The following is a 21,442-nucleotide window of genomic DNA, read 5'->3' as shown; positions in this document are numbered from 1 at the left end:
GCCTTAAAATCCGTGTTTTTGATGGCTTCTGACTCATCCTTCCGTGACTGGATATGAGGTTCATAGCGACGACTTTTCAGATACGATCCCAACCATTCCGCTTCATACCCTTTGTCCATGCACAACCGGAGCCTCTTGCCCGGTCTGCCCGTCTGGAGGGCATCGAGCGTATCCGCAACCAGCTTTATGTCGTGCGTATTTGCTCCAGCGACCACCACAGAGAGAGGCAATCCGTTCGCATCGGTCATCAGACTGCGCTTTACGCCCCGTTTCCCCCGGTCTGTTGGGTTCTTGCCTGTTTTTTTGAGCCTGCCAGCGGTGATTTGGTCATACAACCATCCATCGACAGCCACGACCAGTCAATAGCGTCCAACTGTTCGCAAGCAAGCAACCCGTTTTGCCAGAAGCGTTCAAATACTCCAGCATCCCGCCATTCCTGAAATCGGCGATGAGCAGAGCTTGACGAGCATATACCGGTGGCATTTAGCGCATTCCACTGGCAACCCGTCCTGAGTACGAAGAAAATGGCGTTCATTGCAGCGCGATTATCAACCCGCTTGCGGTGCGTACCCAGCGGGTGTTGAGTTCTATGCTCCGGGATGAGAGGAGCCATTTTCTCCCAGAGTTCATCACTGATTTGCCACTTGTTACCCACCATGCTTTGCCCTCATAAATTATCATTATGTATTATCTGACAATTCCTTTTGGGATAGGTTCTTAGTATACTTTTTTTGCTTTTTTGCTTTTTTGCTTTTTTGCTTTTTTGCTTTTTTGCTTTTTTGCTTTTTTTGATCAAATATGATGTTTCTTATTTCTTTGATTATTTGGTAGTCAGTATCGTTAATTAGACTTGACATTGGAAGGTTAGCATACTTAATTATTGTGTTAATAGTTACTCTTTACATTTTATGGTGCAGTTAGCTTATTAACTGTCAGGCTAATAAAACTGTTTTATTTATATTTCGATCTCTTGTTTACATAATTGATTATTACATTACAGTAGGGTGATAAAGATATTGTTTTTAAAAATAATCCACGGATTGTGTAATAGGATGTAATATATATTATCTTTCCAATATCAGTAATGTTAACAATTTTTTACAATATAGTTATGGTTATTGAAAATATCTTTGTGATTAAATTTGTTCTAATAACCTTTTTCTAAGATCGTTCCATCATTTAAATGCTAATACTAACATTAAAATGTTTAAGTTGTTTTTCGATTTTTATTCTTTGCACTCTATCTCATTAATGAATTTTTATAGATACTTCCTTCAAAGAGTCTTCATGCTATTCCTTACTGTAGAAGAAAGATATATTTTCTCTCAAGTTTTCTATTTTAGAAATCATCCTAAATTTATTTAAGTGATGGAGCATTTTGGCTAAAGAATATTTTTATTCTGCAAACGAAATGGGATGTAATAAAAATGATGTTCTCCTCCGGCTACAACGGCTACATGTAGCCGTTGTAGCCGGGCCTATAAGTGTTTTGTAGTAAAAAATTATTGTGTGTTGGCTTGCTGATCTAACTTTTTATTTACGATATGTAACATTTTTCTTAATAAACATCTTTTGTATTCATCGTATTCTGAGATCCCCATAAAAGAAGTGATAGCGTCTTGTCTTTCATCTGGTGCCTTCAGATATTTCATTAATACAGGTAAACAACCAATGCAATTAGTTAGGGTACAATGATTTAAGATACCAATTAGATTTTGAGTCAGCTCTCGTCGAGTCAGTACCTTTTGTTCAATTATTATATCGGCAAAATGTTCGCTACAAAACTCATCAAGATAAGAGATTTGGTCATCAAGTTTTTCAAGAGCGGTATTAACCTCATTTAATAAGCCTGAAATCGTTTGTGGATAACGTTCAATCTCTTCGTTATCTTCAGCGGGGGTAATTGTAGTAATGAGTGTGTTGTAGGTTTTAATTGCTCGAAGGATTGTTAAATTATTCGGGTCTTTGATGATGGGATTATTTAGTGATGTTGCTGAACCCAGAGCAAAATCAACGTATTCACCTTGTGAATTTAAAATCGGATTAATTAAACGCAGTAGTGTCCCATTTTTTATTGTGTTTTTCTTTAGCTTTATTTTCAATGCGAGGCTAATGTTTGCAAAAGTTGCTTTTAAATATCCGTAAGGTAATTCTTCAGATAACATTTCATGCGTCAGTTGATACGCTTCTTCAAGTTTTTTATTGTGTAATAAATCGATGATTACAGTGAGTTTAGCATAGGGAGCTAATAAGGGAATATCCGCTCTTTTTTCAAACCAACGTTTTAAATTTTTAAATTCATTTTCAGTATGATTAGAGGAAGGAAAGTCTCCTTTAAATATCATCGATTTTAAATAATTAATCGCTAGGCTGTACTGTTCTATACGATCTTTTTTTGGGGTAATCACATTGGCATAATGAATAAGGGTTTTCGCACATTCCTCTAATAAACCTTTGTCGTAATCAAATCGATAGAGATACATATGTAGTGAAGATAACAGATGGGATGAACGCATATTTTCCTCCATCAATTCACGATAATGCTGAGTAATGAGAGGTACCCACCCTGTGGTATTTTGAAGTCTTAATAAGGTACTTAAAGATGTATAGGTTTTTTCAAATTCATCAAGTTCGTTCTCGAAATTCTTTGCTTCAAATTTGCAAATCTTAATCGCGTGTTTAATTGAGCTTGTTTTTGGGTTTTTGCCACTCCGGATATTATCAATCAATGAGTTGATTTCCATTAAGCTCTCTTTCGGTTGTATGTTTTGCTGCTTAAGCATTTTTTTCAAGTAATGTCTGACACCTTGAAATAGGTGTTTAGGATCCGAATTATCGAGGAGGTAGTCATCACTCAATAAAAAGGCCTGTATATGGTGATAAAAGCTTGGAGGCTGCTCATTTTGAGTATGGCGACTGAGAGTTTGATACATATCGAGTGCAATAATGGCGGGTATCGCTGTTTCCATGTATTTTTTTGTGATGATATCTTTTTCTAAGTTAGAATAAACCACCTTATGCACAACTTCGTTATACAGTTGTTCATATTTATAGAATACATCACGTCTGTCCTCCTGACTATAAACTGCCTCGGCATCTATTATGTCAATGATTTTATTGTAATAGATATCAAAAAACTTTTGATGCAATGAAAAATCTGAGGTTGCATATTTATCTCGCATATTCAGTGCATTACCGGTGATGTCTTTTGTATTTAGCTCGAATACGCGACAAACCGTTAACATGATACTGGCAAAATTATGATGGCGCATACACTCCTCCTAAATTGGTTTCCAAATTTGTACGGGGAAATACTGCCAGAACTTGTGGCAAAGTCTACGTCGAATGAAACACACTCGGAGGGCATAACATGTCAACAACAACTCAATCCTTACGTATTCTCCGCATTACAGAACTCACCAAAGTACTGGGGATATCTCGTTCCAGTATTTATGAAAAATTGAATCCACGCTCAAAGTATTATGATGACACGTTTCCAAAACCGCTTAAGCTTGGTGCTTCATCGGTTGGATGGTTATACAGTGAGATCGAAAAATGGGTTGCTTCACGTGAAGTTTAGTTGTCGATTAAATTAAGGATCAAGAAAAATGTCAAATGATAATCCAGAACTGTGTTTGCAGTTGAAATGTTTACCTGAATTTTTTCAGCAGCTGATAGGGCACATACACGCTCAAACAGGGGCGAGCCCAGATATTATTTTACCTACCCTATTAGGGATTATGGGGATGGGGTGTCAGGATAATGTTGATGTTCAACCTATCCAAGGGATTCGCTATCCCACTTCACTTTATACGCTTGTGCTCGCCAAGTCGGGCAGTAAAAAGACGACGGTATTCAGAATGTTGATAGCACCGGTTATTCAGTGGGAAGAAGCACAAAAAAGAGAATATGGTTCAGCACAGGCGGAGTATCAACGGCATGAGGCTATTTGGAAAATAGAGCTAAAAGCTCATGAGAAACATTATCAAAAAATGCTTAAGGATAACGGTGATGTGGCTGAGGCTCGTCGTCAGTTAGATGAATGCCTACAACAAGCGCCTGTTACGCCGGTTCAAAGGCGTTTAATTATCAATGATCCCACCAGCGAGGCATTAACTCGGGAATTAGGGCAAGGGTATCCAGTGTTAACACTGGCCTCAGATGAAGCTGGGGCTTTGTTTGACGGCAATCTATTTCATAAAATTTCGTTATTAAATTCACTCTGGTGTGGAGAGAGTATTTCGGTGAGCCGTGTTTCACGCGACAGCGACTTTATTTCAGATGCCCGTTTTAGCATCTTGTTAATGTTACAGCCGGAATTGTTTAATCATTATTTGAGGAAAAAAGGCACGAAGTTTCGATATTCTGGTGGGCTAGCCCGTTTTTTATTCGTGGATTTGAACAATTCATTAACTAGGTTGGATGACCTGAACACTTTACGATTAGACGCGCATGCATTTGATGCCTTCTCTTCCGTTTTGATCGCGCACTTAGACAAGTCTGCATTGCGAAGAGAGTATGGTGGTGAACGTCAGTGTATCACATTAACGGTGGAGGCACAAAAATACTGGTATGAACAGCAGCGAATCATATCAGATTGTATGAAGCAGGACACGGCATTTTCACATTATGAGGATTTTATTGCGCGCTATATGGAACATGCGTCGAGAATTGCGGCAGTGATGCAGGTTTTTATGACACCGAATTCAACGCTGATCACAAAAGAAACCTTGAATGCGGCATTTTATATCACACAGTGGTATCTCAATCACTTTATCGCTAAAACTGATGAAACGAGGGAGCCTAGTGATGCTGAAAAATTACTCGATTGGCTTGAGAGTCATTTAGAGAGTAATGGATCTTATAATTTTAGAACGAATTATATTATTAAATATGGACCAAGAGCAGTTAGACACAGTGAGCGTTTAGAGCCAGCTATTAACCAATTGGAAAGAGAGGGGAAACTGAAACGGTTTATTCAAGATAGCATTGGTTATGTGGGATTTATTGGTGCAAAAATGACACCTGAAGAGTTAGCGGAACGATTGAATATTCCGTTCAGTAGCAGAGGGGTATTCATACTCAATAACTCACCAAAATCAGGATAACTTCAGAGTTATTTTTAATAATATCAGTGAGTAGAATTATATCACCAAGCGAGGTTTATTGCGGCTTTGGGGAGGGGGGAGTCTGTCTTTTATTAAATGGAATGATGTCGGTATAGGTAATATATACCATCTTACTAAATAAAATACTAATTTATAACAATAACACCTATCAATCAACAAAGCAATGTTTATTTAATCACCGTACCTATTGTGTCTATAACTTATAGTGTTATGGATGCGATAGGTACTTAAACACGAATACAGATATCGCTATTTCTATGATAGTAAGGTAATAAAAATGTCAGCTTATGCATTAACTGAAACAGAATTGGATCAACTGATAACTATCGCGAGTGATCGCTATGATTCCTCGATATCGTATTATATCCTTCGTCGATTACTGGCAGTGGTTGAGAATACACTAGAACACCATAACCGAGTATTTGCAATCCGAGTTGATTTACGATTCGCTCAGGATAGTAGTCCTGATGCCCCAGATATGCCGGTATGTTTTCAACGCACGGATGAGCGAGCCATTACCCGTTTTATCGAGTCACTAAAAAGCCAACTGAGAGCCGCACATCATCGTACGGGGCGTTCAGGTACACCAGCACTCCCTTATTATGCTTGGGTAAGAGAACGTAATGAAAGTGAATATCCTCACTACCATTTAGTTTTGTTATTTAATCGAGATATATACGGCTATTTAGGCAACTATTTACAAGATGATGCCAATAATATGGCGACTAGAATACAACGGGCATGGTGTAGCGCCATTGGCTTAGCGTACCCAGACTATGCACCATTAGTTAACTTTCCAGAGAATCCCGTATTTCGATTTGATAGACGAGATGCTCTGGCCCGTCATTCTAATTATTTTGATTTCCTATTACGCATGACGTATCTGGCTAAAATGAATACAAAGGAGCTGATTACTGACTTTAGAAACTTTGGAACCAGTCAGGTTTAATTGAGAGGTATTAGCTCAGACTTGAACTAACAGGTTTTGTTGGGTAGAACATAACTAAGCCTGACCGGCTGGTCTGAGCGAGGAGCGAGACTGTTCCCAATTATAATAATGCTGCCAACAGCTCATTCAGACCTTCAGTTGGGATGTTTATGGCAGCATAAAAGTCAGCGTTATCTGTCTTTTGGGAACGTTCAACTTTGCCATTCAGATGAGGTGAAACTGATTTTTTGGGCGAAATTCTAGAATGCTTAAAAAGCTAAACACTGACGAGCAATATGGTGCTTTTGAAAAAATAAAAAATGGGTTTATGTAGGTGGAAAGGTCTCGCGTGGATTAGTTAATCGCGGAGAAGCGGAGGCTGTTATATGTTATAGAAACCGATAGTTGCTGTAATTTTCTTTATGCTACTTTCGATATCAATACTTGCTCGCGGTGCTTACTGTATGACAATTAACACATGTGGCAGTGATAAGCCAACTTAGGAAAATGATGCCAGAGCGCCATTAATTATTACAAGGAAGAGCAGGTGAAGTTATGAAAATAGATAACTCATTCTAGTTCTTCTTAATGATTGTGTTCCTAGGCTTGTAGGCTGGCTGTTTCTGAACATAAAAATAATTAGTTGCTGAAAGAGGATAATAGCAATAAGAGCCAAATCATTACGGCTCAGTCATTTCAATTAAATCGATTTAATCAAATCGCAATTATTGCCTATCACTATGGCATTCAAGTAAAGGCCTAATTACAGAGGAAACTCATTGAAAACGGAGCGATTTTTAAAAAGGAACCTACTTGTGATTTTTTGTGCCTCAGCTTATTGTTGGTGGGTTGCTTAAGTATATCCACGAACTACGGGTAATGTACGCTGATACCCAAAACATTAACAGAGCCAGTGTTAGCTACCACCAGTTTCAGTACTACGGATTGATTCTCTGCTGCCAGCACTAACAAAAGCGTATGAGTAACTAAATGCTATAAAATAAATCAAAAAGGAAAAAATATACCGCTAAGTAATGGCTCAAATGTCATTCTTGTTATAATTTAATAAAAGATTTTGATATTACATATTTTTTCTTAACTGCTATATCAGATATGATATCTAAAATATTTATTATTTGAGGGCTTGATATGACGATAGAACAGAAATTAATAGAAATATTTAGTAGTCGCACTGCTGGGCCATTTCTTTTTCTCGGGTCTGGATTCTCTAGGAGATATCTAGGGCTAGAGGATTGGAGAGGCTTGCTGAGCAAGTTTTGTGTTGCAGGAAAGCCTTTTGAATACTATTTAGCCTCGGCAAATGGTAACTACCCTAAGATAGCATCGTTACTAGCTAAAGATTTTAATGAATACTGGTGGTCATCAAGTGAATATTCAAATAGTGTAGAAAGATATAAATCCAAAATTTTAGATGAAACTTCTGCGCTGAGAATAGAAATAACAAACTACCTTAAAACGTTAGATCAATCAAAAGCGATAGAATCTGAACATGCTGATGAAATCACATTATTAGCTAATCTAAATGTCGATGGAGTTATTACTACTAACTGGGATTTATTCATAGAACAGCTATTTCCTGAATATAAAACATATATTGGTCAAGAAGAACTATTATTTTCTAATCCACAAGAAATTGGTGAGATATATAAAATTCATGGCTGTGCTACAAAACCAGACTCATTAATTTTAACTAGTTCTGATTACCAATCATTTAATGAGAAAAATACATATTTAGCAGCAAAGTTGATCACTTTATTTGTTGAGCACCCAATTGTATTTATAGGTTATTCAATATCTGATGAAAATATCAGTAGTTTGTTATCAGCTATTTCTGCATGTATAGGGCGAGATAATGTAGAACAACTAAGGAAAAACTTAATATTCATACAGCGCCTTTCAGAGGGCGAAGAACCCAATGTATCAGATACTTATCTAACTATTGACGGCATTCAGATTCCATTGGTTTTAGTAAAAACAAATGACTATTCTGAGGTATATAGAGCGATTGATTCAACAAAGCGTAAAATTCCAGCGAGGGTTTTACGATATTGTAAAGAACAGCTATATGAGCTCGTTCAATCATCTGAGCCAGAAAAAAAGATATGTGTTGTAGATATTGATCAAATTGATTCAAAAGAAGATGTTGAGTTTCTTGTTGGTGTTGGGGTGGCCCACCAAGAACACAATGGATTAGCTTCAAAAGGTTATGAAACTATAAAAGTACTAGACTTATTTAGAAATCTTTTAGATGAAGAAAATACATTTGACCCCGAACAAATACTCTTACATGTAGCGCCAGCTGAATCAAGGTACACCCCATATGTTCCAGTATTTACTTATTTAAATAAATTAGGTATAAAAAATCAATCAGATTACGATGGTAGCACATATAAATTGGATAAAGTGGTAAATAGAGAAATTACATCATTTAGATCTAAAAGTTACCAAAAAACATTTTTTAGAACTTATAGACATATGAGTATGGAGCAAATAATTGATTTATGCACTCCTGAAAATGCTTGCGCATATATTCCATTTTTATCTGTTAGTAAAATTAATTTAACACTTTTAAAAAAATTTTTAATAGATAATCAATCTAAGTTTGATTATTCAATATCGACTTATGCAAGTAGCTACAGAAAATTAGCTGCAATGTATGATAAACTTCGTTGGGGGTGGTAGAGTATTGTCAATATATGGGGGTTTACTTCACTAATAGATGGTTACAGATTGTAGGTGAACCCTATGGTATGTTTTGAACGTAGAATTTTGTTTATTTTCAAACTAATTGATTATTTAAAATACTTTTTTATTACTTATATAGATATCAATAAGGCTATTTTAACTAATCAACTAAGAACTATTCGTAAGCAAATTCTTTTCGCAACAGCTCAAGCGCTGACTAGCACTGTCCTTTGTTGTGCAGAACAAACCTGAAAGACAGATTTTGCCAGATCGATACCGATAACTTTAATTTCGTTCATGATGTAGTACCTCTGTGAATAAAATCGCTCAACATAAGTATGGCAAAACTTACATAGAGGGACGTCCATCACATCACTACACTTATTCTGCGGAAAGAACCGTTTTTAAACACGGACTTTTCGGCCTTTGTAAATTTAATGTGTAGAACACTACATCGCTTTTTTATAACTTACAATAGGATAGGATATTTAAACGTCTGCTTTTGTCACAGAGCCGACGTTTGGATGATGTATAGCTCTGTGTTGTTATAGTACCCGCTCAGATTAGAGCGGGTACACACAAATTACCCAACTAGCGATATCCCTCTTATCCCGCCTTCAATAATACTCCCCCTATCTGCTTCCTCAATAAAATCAGCCCACCATTGCATCATGGGGCGTCTTTGCTCTAGGTAGTCACTGCGATTATAGGCGCGTCTAACTTCGTTTTTATCAACGTGGGCTAGGGCGGCTTCGATAACGTCAGGTGGAAATCCTTGCTCATTGAGTGCCGTACTAGCAATTGAGCGTAGACCGTGTGAAACCAATACGCCACCGAATCCGGCACGTTTTAAAGCCGCATTGACGGTTTGACTGTTCATTGGTTGGGTAGGTTTGATACGGCTAGGAAAGATAAACTCACGGTTACCACTGAGTGGTTTCATTAGCTCTAAAATAGCTAAAGCAGCGTCAGATAACGGAACTGTATGTTCTCGGTTCATCTTCATTCTGGCAGCGGGTATCTTCCATTCCTTGGTTTCAAAGTTGATTTCATCCCAACGGGCTTCAGCTGCTTCGGCAGGGCGGGATATGGTAAGTAGCTGCCACATAAACAAACATCTGGTAGGCAAAATAATATTAGCTGTACGCATTGTTTGCATCAGTTGCGGTAACCGCTCTGGACGAATACTTGGCATATTTTTTTTCTTTGGTTTTTCAAAAGCTTTACCAATGTTGATACTTGGAACGGCATCAATTAAGCCAGTATTTTGAGCATAGATCATGACTTCGTTAATGCGCTGACAAAGACGGCGAACGGTTTCTAGCGCGCCTCTAGCTTGTACCGGTTGTATCGCTTGAACCAATATGTGAGCTTTGATATCGGTGACGCTGATATCGCCTATGGCGGGAAACACATCTCGTTCAAGTGAACGCCAGATATCATTACCATAGTCCTCTGTGACGGTGGACTTCTTCACTTCCCACCAACGTTCAGCAACAAGTTGAAAGGTATTGGTTTTAGCTTCTTGAGAGTTTCTTATTTGATTTTTCTGATATTCTTGAGGGTCAATATCTTTTGCCAGTAATGAGCGAGACTCCGCTCTAAGTTTTCTAGCATCCGAAAGTGTGACAGCTGGGTAGGCTCCAAAACTTTGTTTGGTCCTTTGTTTTGTATAAGGGCGGTAGTAACGGAATTGCCATAACTTGCTTCCGCTAGATTTGATTAGCAGTGTGAGTCCATCACCATCATACAGCTGATAGTCCTTGTCCTGCGGTTTAGCTGCTTTGATTTCGGTATCAGTTAATGGCTTAGTTTTTCTTGCCATGAAAAATCTCCATGCGTTTAGGCCCAACAAAGATGTTAGTTCTTTTCGTTGGGCCTATCAATGGGCCTAAAGGAATTAGCTTGGGTGGGATAAAATAGGACAGTGTAGGATATAAAAAAGCCCGCAACTCATTGAGTTAGCGGGCTTTTCAGTCTTCTTTGGACGTCCTTGGAAGATAATTTGGTGGAGCTGGCGGGAGTTGAACCCGCGTCCGAAATTTCTACATCCGCGGCACTACATGCTTAGTCTAGTCTTTAAATTCACTTACTTGCTGCGGACAGACACGCCACAAATAAGCTAGCTTGATTAAATTTAACGCTTCAACCCCAAGCTAGGCATCCACGCGATCTCTTTTGGGTTTGACTCCTCTTTATCCCCGTCTTAAGAGCGGAAGCTAGGGAGAGAAGGCTCTAGGCAGGTTATTAAGCTGCTAGTGCTTTATATTGATTGTCGTTTGCGACTATCTTTTTGCGGCTTTTTACGAGGCCAACCGCCCCTCGGCATGCACCTTGGGTTTCGCAAATCCCGTCGAATCCAGAATCAGCCCCAAGTTGTTGAAAGTGAGTATATCAGAAAAATACCTGCTATTGCTAGTAGTTAACGCAATTTAGCGGTTAGCATTTTTCATGATACGTGCTTTGTCTAATTTCCACTCACGATCTTTTATGGTGTCACGCTTATCGTGATCTTTTTTACCTTTAGCTACGCCAATTTTGATTTTACACCATGCATTTTTCCAATATAAGGAAAGGGCAACCACGGTGTAACCATCACGATTTATTTGGCCATAGAGATTAGCTAATTCACGTTGTTTTAATAACAGCTTACGCGTACGTGTCGGATCACAAACAACATGAGTAGAGGCAACGTTTAACGGTGTAATGGTGGCACCAAACAGGTACGCCTCACCATCACGCATGATTACATAGCTATCACTGATATTGGCTTTACCCGCACGCAGTGATTTAACTTCCCAGCCCTGTAACGACAGTCCCGCTTCGATTTCATCTTCAATGAAATATTCATGGCGAGCACGTTTATTGAGTGCAATAGTGGCAGAGCCGGGTTTGTGTGATTTTTTCTTTGTCATAATTTCCACATTATACTGTATGAGCAATAGAAAGAAATCATTTAAGCGTCTGTTTTCTTTTCAATTGCGTAAAACTTAAGCTATATTCCATTAGATTTTTATTTAATCACTGTTCAATGATATGATCGCACACAGTGTTGTCGTACAGGAATAACTATGCCTCAGATTAGTCGATCTGCTCTAGTTCCTTTTAGTGCAGAGCAAATGTTTAAACTAGTGAATGATGTTCTTACTTATCCTGATTTTCTACCAGGATGCGTTGGAAGTAAACTGATCAAAAGCACTCCAGAAGAAATGATTGCATCTGTTCAGGTTTCTAAAGCAGGGATCAGTAAAACATTTACTACCCATAATTTTTTAAAAACCAATGAACGTGTTGATATGCGTCTTGTGGATGGCCCTTTTCGTAAACTAACCGGAGGCTGGGTATTTACCGCATTAGATGATAATGCATGTAAGGTTGAGTTTCAGCTAGACTTTGAGTTCACCAATAAATTAATTGAGTTAGCTTTTGGCCGTATTTTTAAAGACTTAACAAATAATATGGTGCAGGCGTTTACTCAAAGAGCGAAAGAGATTTATCGTGACTAAAATATGGGTTGAGGTAGCCTACGCGTTACCAGATAAACAATATGTTATCCCTGTGGAGCTAACACTGGGGGATACTGTTGAGCAAGCAATTATTGCCTCAAATATTTTAACGATTTGTAATGATATCGATTTAACTAAAAATAAAGTGGGTATCTATAGTCGGCCAGCAAAATTGAGTGATAATGTGCGTGATGGCGATCGCGTTGAAATCTATCGACCGTTAATCGCTGATCCTAAAGAGATGCGCCGTAAACGCGCTGAAAAAGCACGCCAAAAAACTGAATAGTTAACATTTTCACCACGTCATAATCAAATCATTGTATCTCATTGATTGCACCGATATGTTGGTCATAAAACACACCCCATTGTTGAATTACAAATGGGGTGCAATTTCGTTTTTGCCAATCGTATAGTGAGATTAGTCTTTACTGGTTTGATTAGAAAAACTCGGCATATCACCTTGTTTATCAATCTTAGTCAGTATGCCATTATTATCAAATGTTAGTGTCAGAGTTTCTTGACGCACTTTTTGATGGCCTGGCTGTTCACGGAAAACATAATACCAAGTTTGAGTTCCGAAAGGATCTTTCAGCATAGGTGTTCCGAGGGCAAATTGAACTTGCTGCTGTGTCATTCCTTGTTGAACTTTGGCGACTTCGGCTGGTGTTAAATAATTACCCTGATTGATATCTGGGTGATAAACCAGTCTTTCGAACATCGAGCAACCTGAAGTCATTACGACTAAAGATAAGGCGGCAACTTTTAACAGTTTAAAACGCATGGCTATTACATTCCTTTTAGGGTCATAGTGACGATGATAATCGACAATGCAGCAATTGAAAACCTTTCACGCTCTGCCTAAGACCCTAAATATCGATAAAAGTTTGTTAATCGTTAGGCTGCCAGCAGATCTTTTGCATTAGCAAGGGTGTTTTTAGTCACTTCACTTCCTGCTAATAAGCGGGCTAACTCCTGTAAACGCTCTTTTTTAGTTAACAGCTTCATGGTGGTTTCTGTCTCTTCACCATTAGTCTCTTTATTAACAAAATAGTGTTGATGACCACAACCTGCTACTTGCGGTAGGTGAGTAACACACATAACTTGTGTCGATTCGCCTAATTCACGTAATAACTTACCGACAATAGCTGCTGTTGGTCCACTAATACCAACATCCACTTCATCAAAAATCAGTGCGGGTGTATCCATTTTTTTTGCGGTGATCACTTGGATTGCAAGTGCGATACGTGATAGCTCACCGCCAGACGCAACTTTAGAGAGAGCTTGATGAGGTTGCCCCGGGTTGGTGGTGACATTGAACTCAACTTTTGTCGCACCATCAATTTGTAAGACATTTTCATCAAACAATGTATCTACAGTAAGATAGCCATGAGGCATTGATAATTGATGCATGCTATTAGTAATCAACTGGCTTAATTCGTGTGCATACTGTTGACGAATTTGATGAAGTTGTTTTGCTACGTTCAATGCAGCTGCATGATCAATTTTAACTTGTTCCATTAATGCATCACAGTCATCATTTTGGCGTAATAGTGCCTCTTTTTCTTCAATTAATTGTTGATGCAGTTCATATAGCTCTTCAGGGGTGACGCGATGTTTACGAGATAGACTAATATATTTGGAAATACGTTTTTCTAGTTCGAATAAACGGTTAGGATCCATTTCTAAACGATCACTGTAGTGGCGTAGTTCATCACTCACTTCGCTAATTTGAATACTTGCTTCTTCCAGCATATCTAACAGTGAATTAAATTGGCTCTCCATTGTGGAAAGTTCGCTGATTTCATGCTTGGCCACATTCAGCATACTTAAAATATTTTGTTCTTCGTTATCACTTAAGATCTGCAAACTATTTTGGCTCAAGGTCAGAAATTGACCACAATTAGATAACCTTTTATATTCTTGATCTAATTCAGGGTATTCCCCCGCAACAGGTTGGAACTCGTTAAGCTCTTTTAAGTGATAATCAATCAGTTGTTGCCTTGCTTCTCTTTCTAAAGATTGTTGTTGAAAAGTCGCTAAGGTTTGGCAACTCTGATGCCAGGTTTGATAAGCCGCTTTCATCTTTTTTAATAAAGCAGGTTCATTAGCATAGATATCAAGTAAATGTTTTTGGTAGCGAGGCTCTAATAGTTGTTGATGAGCATGTTGCCCATGAATTTGGATCAGCAATGAGCCAAGCTCTCTTAGTTGAGACAAAGGAACAGAAGTACCATTAATAAAACCACGAGAGCGGCCATCTGCTGCAATGGTTCTTCTTAATAGGCATTCGTTATGATCGTCAAGATGATGTTCTTCTAACCAACGCTGGGCGGAAGGGGTATCAGAGAGTGAAAATCGTGCGCATAAATCCGCTCTAGTGGCACCAGGGCGAACCATATTAGCATCACCACGGTTTCCTAAACACAAGCCTAATGCGTCAATCGCAATAGATTTACCTGCGCCCGTTTCACCGGTAATTGTGGTCATGCCACCAGAAAAGTCGATTTCAAGTTCACGGACTATGGCAAAATGACTAATAGTTAATTGAGTCAGCATAGTGCCTCTCCTGTATAAAAACATATCTGTAATTACATACAGTATAAACTGGTTTTTTATACAGTAAAGTAGCGAGGCACAAAAATCAGAACATTTTTTTTGACCAACCTAATTTTGAGCTGAGTGTATTAAAATAGTTGTAGTCAGTTGGGTGGACTAAGTTAAGTTTTTGTCGACTCCGCTTAATAATTACCTCATCTCCTTCTTTGATAGGTAACACAAGCTGACTATCACAACTGACTTCATAATCAATATTGGTTTGTGAGAATTTTAAGCGAATTTGACTGTCGCTACTAATGACTAAAGGGCGTGAAGAGAGCGTATGGGGGAACATCGGAACCAGCGCAATCGCATCAAGATTAGGTGTAAGAATAGGGCCACCTGCAGAGAGTGAATACGCCGTCGATCCGGTTGGTGTGGTAATAATTAGACCATCAGAACGTTGTGAAAATGCAAAACGATCATCAATATAGACTTCAAACTCAATCATATGCGCCACTTTGCCGGGGTGAAGTACGACTTCATTAATGGCGGTGCCAATCCGTGTTCTTTGTCCTTCAGCACAGACACGAGCTTCAAGTAAGAAGCGTTTTTCTTCACGATAATGGCCTGCTAATACATTAGTTAATTGTTGTAATGCGTTATCAGGATCAAGATCGGTCAGAAAACCTAAGTTACCGCGGTTTACACCAATCACTTTGATATTATAGCGCGATAAAACACGGGCGGCGCCTAGCATATTGCCATCACCCCCGACAACAATAACTAGATCAGCGAGTTTGCCGACTTGTGTTAAATCGCCCGTTTGTACATCGGTGAGCTTTAATTCTTCAGCAACTTGGGTATCGATAATGACGTCATATCCTTTATCAAGGAGCCAATAATAGAGCATTTCATGTGTCGAAAGTGCTTCAGGATGGCGGGGATGACCGACGATGCCAATGCATTTAAATTGTTTTTCTTCCGTTACGGTATTATCTGGCATTTTTTTTACCCTCGTTTAGCGCCTATTCCTTGAAACCCGTTTATTGATCCCCATAATAAACTAAATATGAAGATGAATACTAAAACTACGCGGAGATATTCATGAGTAGTAAAGAACAAAACGTACATGAAGAGCAAGTCTCAAAAGAAAAAGAAGGAATGGAATCGGTAATGAATGAATCTCAAGAGCAAGTGAAAAGCGAAGACGCTCAGGCGGAGTTTGATGCACAAGCTGAGTTAGTTCAAGCGCTTGCACGCGTTGATGAGCTGGAAAAACAGTTGCAGCAATCACAAAAAACGGAACGTGAAGCGATGATCCGTGCTCAAGCCGAAATTGAGAATATTCGCCGTCGTACTCAACAGGATGTTGAAAAAGCACATAAATTTGCGCTTGAGAAATTTTCTAATGAGCTACTACCTGTATTGGATAATTTAGAGCGTGCTTTATCTGCCGCTGATCATGAAAATGAACAAATGAAACCGATGATTGAAGGTTTAGAGTTAACCCTGAAATCATTCTTAGATGCGGTGCGTAAGTTTGGTATTGAAGTCGTTGAAGAAAAAAATGTCGCCTTCAATCCTGAAGTACACCAAGCGATGACATTAATTGATAGCCCTGAGCATGAAGCAAACCATGTCGTTGATGTGATGCAAAAAGGCTATACCTTAAATGGTCGTCTATTACGTCCAGCAATGGTCGTGGTATCGAAATAAGAGCCATAATTCTTATATCAATGCGCCAATAAGTCAGGGCGTGGGATAGGTAAACCGCACTTTTGTGCGGTTTTGTGTTTTTATCACTAGCTTATTCAATAGGATCAAGTTGCCAATTAATGGGCGTGCGTCCTTGTTGCGCTAATAGATTATTGGTTTGTTTAAAATGCTCACAGCCTAAAAAACCACGATGTGCAGAGAGTGGTGAAGGGTGAGGGGCTTTTAAGATAAAGTGTTTATTAGTATCAATAAAACGACCTTTTTTCTGAGCATGAGCGCCCCAAAGTAGGAAAATAACGCCTTCACGACGTTGATTAATTTGTTCGATAACCGCGTCAGTAAAAACTTCCCAACCATAGTTAGCATGAGAGTGAGCTTGGCCTTTCTCTACTGTAAGAACGGTATTAAGTAGTAATACCCCTTGTTGAGCCCAACTCTCAAGATAACCATGATTAGGTCGTTTGAAGTCAGGGTATTCTTGTTCAAGCTCTTTATACATATTAACTAATGAAGGGGGAGCCGGAACGCCGGGACGTACAGAAAAGGAAAGCCCATGGGCTTGATTGGGGCCGTGGTAAGGATCTTGACCTAAAATCACAACATTAACATTTTCAAAGGGAGTGAAGCGAAAAGCGTTAAATACATCTTCTTGTGGAGGATAAATTATTTTGCCTGCTTGTCTTTGTTGTGCGACTTGAGACAAAATTTGCTGAAAATAGGGTTTTTCTTTTTCAGCACCTATTACATCATGCCAAGTTAATGGTGTAGTCATAACATAAAATCCTTGTTGATATCTTATGGGGCTAAGCTTACCGATTTCACCCATGGAAAGAAAATGTTCCGTCTCGAAAAAATCGAATTAATTGTTATTTAAAAAAATTTTTGAAAATTTACAAAAAAAATTGCAATTGCATGGGTTGTAATTATTGATTTAAAACAAGACTTTGCACCATTACCCGTTATGTCCTTATCAATTTTATTGATATTTATCAAAGAATGACGCCATTTATACTGGTATATAAGTAAACAGAAACATTGGTTAGACCAAATACCCAAATTCTGATATGCCATTAGAATTTGATTTTGTGCCCACATTGGAGGTCGAAATGATTACTGGTATCCAAATTACTAAAGCTGATAACGACGATTTATTACATTCTTTTTGGTTGTTAGATGATGAAAACGGCGAAGCACGTTGTATTTGTGCGAAAAAAGGTTTTGAAGAAGGCCAAGTTGTTAGCCGTGATGCATTAGGCAACATCGAATACCGTGAAGTACCGGTAGAATCTAAACCGGTAGTACGTGTAGAAGGTGGTCAACATCTAAACGTTAACGTATTAAGCCGTGAAACATTAGAAGATGCCGTTAACAATCCTGAGAAATATCCTCAATTGACTATTCGTGTATCCGGCTACGCAGTGCGTTTTAACTCACTGACACCAGAACAACAACGTGATGTAATTACTCGTACTTTCACTGAAAGCCTGTAATTTTCACTAAAAATCATTAAGTAATGATAGAACCTGGTATGTTTATATCAGGTTTTTTTGTTTATCAATAAAGAAGATAAGATAAAAAACCGTCGCTATTAAATAACGACGGTTTATTATTATGGTTCAAAGTAACGTAAAGAAGACAGATTATTGTTGCTCTGTTTTTATATGATTAGTTTTTTCCGCAGTGATGGTGGTTTTATCAGTAGCGGTTTTACGGCGTTTACCAATATTTTTACGATCGCGTGCGCGTACTTTCTCTTTTACGTTTTTTTTCTCTTCTACTTTTTTCGCTTTGCGTTTTGCTAATACTTTTTTAGAAGGCTTAAATGATGCTTTTTGACTAGGGGCTTTAGTCACTGGACGTAATTGGGCTACAACACGATATTTAATCGGCTCTTGGATATAACGGCTAATTTTACCAAGTAGCGGATAATCGTGTGCTTCAACTAATGAAATGGCAGTCCCTTTACGACCCGCTCGACCTGTACGGCCAATACGGTGCAAATAAACATCAGCTGTGCGCGGTAAGTCAAAGTTAAAGACGTGGGTGATATCTTCTAAATCAAGACCTCGAGACGCCACATCTGTCGCAATCAGCACATGCATTTTGCCAGACTCTACACGTTTAATCGCTTCGTTACGTTGTGTTTGAGCCATTTCGCCTTCAAGGTAGCTGGCTTTGATACCTTGTTTTTCTAATGCTGCGGCTAACTCTCTGACTCGCTCTCTTTTACGTACAAAAACAATCGATTTTTTAACTTCTTCTTGTTTGAGTAAATGTGCAAGTAAGGCAGTTTTATGGTCAAGATTATCTGCATGATAGTAAAATTGTTGAATTTTTTTACGCTCACGACGAGAAGGGTCAGCGTTCAGTTCAACCGGTTCATTAAGAATTCGCTGTGCAAAATCAATCACAGCATTGCCTTCTAATGTGGCTGAAAAGAGTAATGTTTGTTTACGCCAACGAGTTTCCCCAGCAATAGTTTCAATATCGTTAGCAAAACCCATATCTAACATACGATCTGCTTCATCGAGGATCAGCATTTCAACAGCACGACAGTCAAAGTTCTCTTCTTTGATGTACTGCAATAAGCGACCTGTTGTAGCAACAACAATATCTTGGTTCTCACTAAAAACTTCTGCGTGATTCATATAAGCAACACCGCCGGTGATAGTTGCGATGTCTAGATGGGTATGAGCACATAATTCTTTTGCTTGATCAGCGACTTGCATAGCAAGTTCACGGGTTGGAGTTAAGATCAGAACACGAGGTGGCCCTGATTTTTTTCGTGGATAATCAAGTAAATGTTGAATAGCAGGAAGTAAGAATGCCGCTGTTTTCCCTGTACCCGTTGGTGCAGAGCCTAATATATCACGTCCTTCCATTGCGGCAGGGATAGCTTCTGCTTGAATAGCAGTAGGACGTTGATATCCTTTTTCTTCTAATGCGGTCAATAAACTTTCATCAAGTTCAAGACTGGAAAATGTCGTGGCTGTCATTGTATACCTCTATTTAGGGCGCGGATTTTGACATTATCCTCTGTTAAAAGCCAGAGGATTTACCGCTATCACATTATATATCATCGATTGTTCTAGCTATGTGTTGTTTTTTAGGCTTAAAGTCAATAAGCAAGCATCGAATATCAAGCGTTTAATGTTAAGATAGAGGTAGCAAAAAAGTTATCTTACCATATATCGCTTTTTCTATTATATGGATTGCATTCATTCTAAGAATAGAAAGAGTTATACAAATCATTAGAGCGATTCAATGAAGCAAAAGAAAGTAAAGAAAGCAGGTTTACGCAAAGGCGGGTTTACATTTAAACAATTTTTTGTCGCTCATGATAAGTGTGAAATGAAAGTGGGTACTGATGGCGTTTTATTAGGTGCTTGGGCGCCTATCACTAAAGCAAAAACGGTGCTCGATATTGGTACAGGAAGTGGATTAATTGCCTTGATGTTAGCGCAACGTGCCCCGCAGGTTGAGCGTATTGATGGTATTGAACTTGATGAAGATGCCGCATTACAGGCGCGTGAAAATGCGCAACAATCACAGTGGAGTTCGTTAATCCATATTTATCATCATGATATTTATCAATATGCGCAACAAGCGCCAACTCGCTATGATCTTATTGTGAGTAATCCACCCTATTTTGAGCCAGCGGTTGCATGCCGTAACCAAGAGCGCGAGCAAGCCCGTTATACGAAAACATTGACCCATGAAGGTTTGCTTGATAATGCACAACAGCTTATTACAGATGAAGGCCTATTTTGTGTGGTGTTACCCTATTTAATCGGTGAACAGTTTATTGAAATCTCACAAAGAAAAGGGTGGAATGTCGTACAGCGAGTTAATATTAAAGATAGTGCAGATAAGCCTTACCATCGCATATTGCTAGCCTTTCAAAGACAGTATCAAGGCGAAACTAAACCATGTAATATTGAAGAGCTGATTATCCGCAATAATGATGGTCATTACACAACCCAGTTCCAATCTTGGGTCACAGATTTTTATTTATATTATTAAAGACTAATGTTGCCGTTAATATTACATTGTTTAAGATTGTATATATTGTTGTAAATAAAGGTATATATTTAAATTATCACATTGTGTTATCGCTTTTTTCTTGGCAAATTGCAGATTGGTTGGTGATTACAACGACAGTTTTTTGTGATTCATCTCTTATTATTATAATTGAATTGAACTTCATTCTATTTTAATGCTCTAACGTAAGTAGCTCATAAAAACGAGAAGGAATAACGAGAGTAATATGACGGAGTCATTGAAAAATAGTTTGAGGCTTGACTTCGGGAGAGTCCATCTCTAATGAGCGAGCAGTTAACGGACCAAATGTTGGTCGAGAAGGTACAACTGGGTGACCAGAAAGCGTTTAACTTGCTAGTTATCCGCTATCAGCACAAGGTAGCAAGTCTGATTTCCCGTTATGTACCTCAGGGTGATGTGCCAGATGTTGCACAAGAAGCCTTTATAAAAGCCTATCGAGCTATTGGATCATTCCGTGGTGATAGTGCATTTTATACATGGCTTTATCGCATCGCTGTGAATACAGCTAAAAATTATCTGGTAGCACAAGGGCGGCGTCCGCCTTCAAATGACTTAGATGCAAGTGATGTTGAAAATTTTGAAACATCAAACGCATTAAAAGAAATTTCGAACCCTGAGAATTTAATGTTGTCTGAAGAGTTACGGAGAGTAGTTTTTCAAACCATAGAGTCGTTACCCGAAGATTTAAGGGTTGCTATTACACTTCGGGAACTTGACGGCTTAAGCTATGAAGAGATAGCCGTTATTATGGATTGCCCTGTAGGTACGGTTCGTTCACGTATTTTTAGGGCGCGAGAAGCTATTGATAATAAGGTTCAACCATTAATACAAGAGTTATAAGATGGCTGAACCCTCAT

Annotated in this window: 18 protein-coding genes, 1 other RNA gene and 2 pseudogenes; 10 read left to right on the top strand and 11 right to left on the bottom strand. The window is 38.6% G+C overall.

Annotated features, from left to right (window positions below; genetic code table 11):
* Both AACV00_RS11350 and AACV00_RS11345 read right to left on the bottom strand, forming a co-directional pair.
* Positions 1-658 (bottom strand): annotated as a pseudogene (locus tag AACV00_RS11350) (IS5 family transposase); the annotation flags it as partial.
* A gap of 844 nt (positions 659-1,502) precedes the next feature.
* Positions 1,503-3,272, bottom strand: a complete 1,770-nt coding sequence (locus AACV00_RS11345) for a hypothetical protein (protein ID WP_036941057.1) — start codon at positions 3,270-3,272, stop codon at positions 1,503-1,505.
* Positions 3,273-3,370: 98 nt separating this feature from the next.
* On the opposite strand from AACV00_RS11345, the gene AACV00_RS11340 reads away from it, so the two are divergent.
* The 3 genes from AACV00_RS11340 (at position 3,371) to AACV00_RS11330 (ending at position 6,078) form a co-directional block, all read left to right on the top strand.
* Positions 3,371-3,580, top strand: coding sequence for a helix-turn-helix transcriptional regulator (locus AACV00_RS11340; RefSeq protein WP_036941055.1), 210 nt, complete (start codon positions 3,371-3,373; stop codon positions 3,578-3,580).
* 55 nt (positions 3,581-3,635) lie between these two features.
* The gene (locus tag AACV00_RS11335) at positions 3,636-5,108 is read left to right on the top strand and encodes a YfjI family protein (RefSeq protein WP_161679876.1); all 1,473 of its coding nucleotides are present in this window, start codon (positions 3,636-3,638) and stop codon (positions 5,106-5,108) included.
* Positions 5,109-5,406: 298 nt separating this feature from the next.
* Positions 5,407-6,078 carry an inovirus Gp2 family protein gene (locus AACV00_RS11330; RefSeq protein ID WP_161679878.1) on the top strand — a complete coding sequence of 224 codons (672 nt, stop codon included), beginning with the start codon at positions 5,407-5,409 and terminating at the stop codon, positions 6,076-6,078.
* 78 nt (positions 6,079-6,156) lie between these two features.
* On the opposite strand, the pseudogene AACV00_RS11325 reads toward AACV00_RS11330, so the two are convergent.
* A pseudogene (locus tag AACV00_RS11325) lies at positions 6,157-6,319 on the bottom strand (IS481 family transposase); the annotation flags it as partial.
* A gap of 887 nt (positions 6,320-7,206) precedes the next feature.
* On the opposite strand from AACV00_RS11325, the gene AACV00_RS11320 reads away from it, so the two are divergent.
* Positions 7,207-8,760: an SIR2 family protein gene (locus AACV00_RS11320; protein ID WP_161679880.1), complete on the top strand. Its 1,554-nt coding sequence runs from the start codon at positions 7,207-7,209 to the stop codon at positions 8,758-8,760.
* A gap of 586 nt (positions 8,761-9,346) precedes the next feature.
* Here AACV00_RS11320 and AACV00_RS11315 read toward each other — a convergent pair.
* From AACV00_RS11315 to smpB, 3 genes are all read right to left on the bottom strand, one after another.
* Positions 9,347-10,588, bottom strand: coding sequence for an integrase (locus AACV00_RS11315; RefSeq protein WP_161679881.1), 1,242 nt, complete (start codon positions 10,586-10,588; stop codon positions 9,347-9,349).
* A 181-nt stretch (positions 10,589-10,769) separates the two neighbouring features.
* Positions 10,770-11,136, bottom strand: a transfer-messenger RNA (tmRNA) gene (gene ssrA / locus AACV00_RS11310).
* 59 nt (positions 11,137-11,195) lie between these two features.
* Entirely contained in the window at positions 11,196-11,678 is a 483-nt protein-coding gene (gene smpB, locus AACV00_RS11305) for an SsrA-binding protein SmpB (RefSeq protein ID WP_004243915.1), read from the bottom strand.
* Between the two features lie 156 nt (positions 11,679-11,834).
* Between smpB and AACV00_RS11300 the strand changes: the two genes are divergently transcribed.
* On the top strand, positions 11,835-12,269 hold the full coding sequence (locus AACV00_RS11300; RefSeq protein WP_004243914.1) for a type II toxin-antitoxin system RatA family toxin: 435 nt from the start codon (positions 11,835-11,837) through the stop codon (positions 12,267-12,269).
* The gene (locus tag AACV00_RS11295; protein WP_004243913.1) at positions 12,262-12,555 is read left to right on the top strand and encodes an RnfH family protein; all 294 of its coding nucleotides are present in this window, start codon (positions 12,262-12,264) and stop codon (positions 12,553-12,555) included. Before AACV00_RS11300 ends, AACV00_RS11295 begins: the two co-directional genes overlap by 8 nt.
* Positions 12,556-12,687: 132 nt before the next feature.
* On the opposite strand, the gene bamE is transcribed toward AACV00_RS11295, so the two are convergent.
* The 3 genes from bamE to nadK all read right to left on the bottom strand — a co-directional run bounded on the left by bamE (position 12,688) and on the right by nadK (position 15,810).
* Positions 12,688-13,050, bottom strand: a complete 363-nt coding sequence (gene bamE, locus AACV00_RS11290) for an outer membrane protein assembly factor BamE (RefSeq protein WP_004243912.1) — start codon at positions 13,048-13,050, stop codon at positions 12,688-12,690.
* 113 nt (positions 13,051-13,163) lie between these two features.
* Positions 13,164-14,825 (bottom strand): DNA repair protein RecN, encoded by a 1,662-nt coding sequence (gene recN, locus AACV00_RS11285; RefSeq protein WP_049211185.1) that lies wholly within the window; start codon positions 14,823-14,825, stop codon positions 13,164-13,166.
* An 85-nt stretch (positions 14,826-14,910) separates the two neighbouring features.
* A complete protein-coding gene (gene nadK, locus AACV00_RS11280) occupies positions 14,911-15,810 on the bottom strand; it encodes an NAD(+) kinase (protein ID WP_110706574.1) in 900 nt (299 codons plus the stop codon).
* A 101-nt stretch (positions 15,811-15,911) separates the two neighbouring features.
* Between nadK and grpE the strand changes: the two genes are divergently transcribed.
* Entirely contained in the window at positions 15,912-16,523 is a 612-nt protein-coding gene (grpE, locus tag AACV00_RS11275; protein ID WP_004243909.1) for a nucleotide exchange factor GrpE, read from the top strand.
* 91 nt (positions 16,524-16,614) lie between these two features.
* Here grpE and ung read toward each other — a convergent pair whose 3' ends face one another.
* On the bottom strand, positions 16,615-17,295 hold the full coding sequence (gene ung, locus AACV00_RS11270; RefSeq protein WP_110706930.1) for a uracil-DNA glycosylase: 681 nt from the start codon (positions 17,293-17,295) through the stop codon (positions 16,615-16,617).
* 334 nt (positions 17,296-17,629) lie between these two features.
* On the opposite strand from ung, the gene grcA reads away from it, so the two are divergent.
* Positions 17,630-18,013, top strand: coding sequence for an autonomous glycyl radical cofactor GrcA (grcA, locus tag AACV00_RS11265; protein ID WP_004248459.1), 384 nt, complete (start codon positions 17,630-17,632; stop codon positions 18,011-18,013).
* Between the two features lie 150 nt (positions 18,014-18,163).
* Here grcA and srmB read toward each other — a convergent pair whose 3' ends face one another.
* Positions 18,164-19,519 (bottom strand): ATP-dependent RNA helicase SrmB, encoded by a 1,356-nt coding sequence (gene srmB, locus AACV00_RS11260; RefSeq protein ID WP_004243902.1) that lies wholly within the window; start codon positions 19,517-19,519, stop codon positions 18,164-18,166.
* 268 nt (positions 19,520-19,787) lie between these two features.
* Between srmB and trmN the strand changes: the two genes are divergently transcribed.
* Positions 19,788-20,546, top strand: a complete 759-nt coding sequence (gene trmN / locus AACV00_RS11255) for a tRNA(1)(Val) (adenine(37)-N(6))-methyltransferase TrmN (RefSeq protein WP_004243900.1) — start codon at positions 19,788-19,790, stop codon at positions 20,544-20,546.
* 300 nt (positions 20,547-20,846) lie between these two features.
* The gene (rpoE, locus tag AACV00_RS11250) at positions 20,847-21,425 is read left to right on the top strand and encodes an RNA polymerase sigma factor RpoE (RefSeq protein ID WP_004243899.1); all 579 of its coding nucleotides are present in this window, start codon (positions 20,847-20,849) and stop codon (positions 21,423-21,425) included.
* The last annotated feature ends 17 nt before the right edge of the window (positions 21,426-21,442 follow it).

The sequence above is a fragment of the Proteus sp. G3927 genome (assembly GCF_963894685.1).
GTDB lineage: Bacteria > Pseudomonadota > Gammaproteobacteria > Enterobacterales > Enterobacteriaceae > Proteus > Proteus mirabilis.
The sequence above is the reverse complement of the archived record's forward strand: the minus strand, read 5'-3'. Positions and strand labels throughout refer to the sequence as shown.

What these genes read in the sequence shown, in the direction of transcription:
- AACV00_RS11345 (WP_036941057.1), bottom strand. Translation starts at nt 3,272, where the DNA reads ATGCGCCATCATAATTTTGCCAGTATCATGTTAACGGTTTGTCGCGTA.
- AACV00_RS11340 (WP_036941055.1), top strand. Translation starts at nt 3,371, where the DNA reads ATGTCAACAACAACTCAATCCTTACGTATTCTCCGCATTACAGAACTC.
- AACV00_RS11330 (WP_161679878.1), top strand. Translation starts at nt 5,407, where the DNA reads ATGTCAGCTTATGCATTAACTGAAACAGAATTGGATCAACTGATAACT.
- AACV00_RS11320 (WP_161679880.1), top strand. Translation starts at nt 7,207, where the DNA reads ATGACGATAGAACAGAAATTAATAGAAATATTTAGTAGTCGCACTGCT.
- AACV00_RS11315 (WP_161679881.1), bottom strand. Translation starts at nt 10,588, where the DNA reads ATGGCAAGAAAAACTAAGCCATTAACTGATACCGAAATCAAAGCAGCT.
- smpB (WP_004243915.1), bottom strand. Translation starts at nt 11,678, where the DNA reads ATGACAAAGAAAAAATCACACAAACCCGGCTCTGCCACTATTGCACTC.
- AACV00_RS11300 (WP_004243914.1), top strand. Translation starts at nt 11,835, where the DNA reads ATGCCTCAGATTAGTCGATCTGCTCTAGTTCCTTTTAGTGCAGAGCAA.
- bamE (WP_004243912.1), bottom strand. Translation starts at nt 13,050, where the DNA reads ATGCGTTTTAAACTGTTAAAAGTTGCCGCCTTATCTTTAGTCGTAATG.
- recN (WP_049211185.1), bottom strand. Translation starts at nt 14,825, where the DNA reads ATGCTGACTCAATTAACTATTAGTCATTTTGCCATAGTCCGTGAACTT.
- nadK (WP_110706574.1), bottom strand. Translation starts at nt 15,810, where the DNA reads ATGCCAGATAATACCGTAACGGAAGAAAAACAATTTAAATGCATTGGC.
- grpE (WP_004243909.1), top strand. Translation starts at nt 15,912, where the DNA reads ATGAGTAGTAAAGAACAAAACGTACATGAAGAGCAAGTCTCAAAAGAA.
- ung (WP_110706930.1), bottom strand. Translation starts at nt 17,295, where the DNA reads ATGACTACACCATTAACTTGGCATGATGTAATAGGTGCTGAAAAAGAA.
- grcA (WP_004248459.1), top strand. Translation starts at nt 17,630, where the DNA reads ATGATTACTGGTATCCAAATTACTAAAGCTGATAACGACGATTTATTA.
- srmB (WP_004243902.1), bottom strand. Translation starts at nt 19,519, where the DNA reads ATGACAGCCACGACATTTTCCAGTCTTGAACTTGATGAAAGTTTATTG.
- trmN (WP_004243900.1), top strand. Translation starts at nt 19,788, where the DNA reads ATGAAGCAAAAGAAAGTAAAGAAAGCAGGTTTACGCAAAGGCGGGTTT.
- rpoE (WP_004243899.1), top strand. Translation starts at nt 20,847, where the DNA reads ATGAGCGAGCAGTTAACGGACCAAATGTTGGTCGAGAAGGTACAACTG.